We start from the raw sequence: 241 nt of genomic DNA on the forward strand, positions 1-241 counted from the left end.
GTTCTAGGTCGTGTTGTTGCAGAAGATATTGTAATTCCAGGTACTAATACTGTACTTGTTGAACGTAATGTTATGCTTGACGAAAAACTGTGTGACCTTTTAGAAGAGCACTCAGTAGATGAAGTTCGCGTACGTTCTGTTATCACATGTGATAATGACTTTGGTGTTTGTGCTAACTGTTACGGTCGTGACCTAGCACGTGGTCACATCATTAACGCTGGTGAATCAGTGGGTGTTATCG

Annotated in this window: 1 protein-coding gene; it reads left to right on the forward strand. The window is 41.5% G+C overall.

The window, feature by feature from the left end; all coding sequences use genetic code 11:
* The coding region (locus AAEY83_RS18100) for a hypothetical protein (protein WP_351061468.1) at window positions 1-241 on the forward strand (241 nt) is incomplete at both ends.

Origin of the sequence: Psychrobacter sp. TB20-MNA-CIBAN-0197, from assembly GCF_040309765.1 — a bacterium.
Taxonomy (GTDB): domain Bacteria; phylum Pseudomonadota; class Gammaproteobacteria; order Pseudomonadales; family Moraxellaceae; genus Psychrobacter; species Psychrobacter submarinus.